The sequence below is a fragment of the Rhizobacter sp. P3_B12 genome (assembly GCF_056402895.1).
Map to the genome: position 1 here is coordinate 1 of NZ_JBFUGN010001259.1, position 1,482 is coordinate 1,482.

The 1,482-nt window shown below is 64.1% G+C and carries 1 protein-coding gene; it reads right to left on the reverse strand.

The features are described from left to right. Positions 1-1,482: DUF4011 domain-containing protein (locus AC1D01_RS34330; protein ID WP_477873927.1), on the reverse strand; the 1,482-nt coding region annotated here is incomplete at both ends.

Genomic DNA, 1,482 nt, shown 5'->3' on the forward strand with positions numbered 1-1,482 from the left:
GTGTGCGACACACCCGATGCGCCTGCGGGCAGCCGCTCCAACCGCGCCAGCAGATCGGCAAGAGGGGCCACCGTGGCGAGAACAATCGCTTCTTTCGCGGCCAACGCCTCGAGAGGCGTGTTCAGTGCCGACGCCATCTTCAATGCCGCACGCTGCGCCTCGAGAAGCACCGCGGGCAGCCGTGCGAGGTCGACGGGCTGCAGGTCGAGATTGCGGGTGCCCTCGAACGGATGCTCAGCTGCGGGTCCGTCGACGGCAAGGCGCTCGTGGTACCGCCCGATCGTGATGAGCAAGGCGGCCTCGTCCTCGCAAGTCATGGATGCGAGCGCCTGTCCATCGAGGCGCGGCGGTGGGTGCCCGGCTCCCACGAATCGCGACTGGCGGCCCAGCACGCCATAGGGTGTTGCGCCCGTCGTACCAATCGGCCGATGAAGCGCTTCAGCCAGTTCATTCAGGCGGTCACGCGTCTTCCGCAAGTCGACGGGATCGGCGGGAAGACTCGGGACCGCGCTCGACTGCGTCATCGTTCGTGCGAGCTCCGCCAGCACGGACTTCTTGTTGGCGCTGCGGGAGTGCAGTTCAAGGCAGATGTCACGCAGGCCGACCTTCAACAGGCGGTCGTGCACCACAGAGAGCGCAGCCATCTTTTCGGCAAGAAAGAGAACGCGCTTCCCCTCCTTGGCTGCCGCGGCGATGATGTTCGTGATCGTCTGGCTCTTCCCGGTTCCGGGCGGGCCTTGCACCACCAGATTTCGCCCCGAGCGAACCTCCTCGATCACCTTGGCTTGCGACGCATCGGCGTCGACGACGTGAAACAGCCTCTCCGGCGGCAGCACCTCGTCGAGGCGATCCTCGGGCCGGAAGAGCGGCGCCTCGCTCTCGAAGCCCTCGTAAAGCAAACCCCGGGTGAGCCTGTGATCGATCAGCGCATTGTCTGGCCAGGCGTCGACAGCAAGATCCAGGTACATGAGGAGCTTGTTGAAGCTGAAGAAGCCGACCTGCATCCCGTCCGGGTCGATCTTCCATCCCTGACGCTGGGCGATCACTGCTGCGACCTGCGCGAAGTAGTCGCTCGGCTTCCATTCTTCGCCGATCTCGAGCTCCGGCAAGCCGATTCCGAAATCGTCCATCAGGCGCTGCTTGAGAGGAAGGTTCGTCAGGACGTCCTCCTCGCGCATGCGAAGGTCATGGGTCGACGTGCGGGCGTTGCGGACGAGTTCGACAGGCAGCAGAACAAGAGGCGCCTCCCTCGGCACGTTCGAGCCTTCGTCCTCGAGCCAGGTCATGAAGCCCATGGCGATATAGAGAATGTTGACGCCGGATTCCTCCTCTGCTGTCTGTGCCTCGCGCGCAATCTTCAGCAGCTTCCTCTGGAGAGCGTCAGGGCCCAGGCGGGTATCCAGCTGGGCATCGGTGAAACGCTCCTCGCCAAGGCCATCGTGACCTGTGTCCGCAAAGGCCATCTCCTCATCGCCCTTGTCA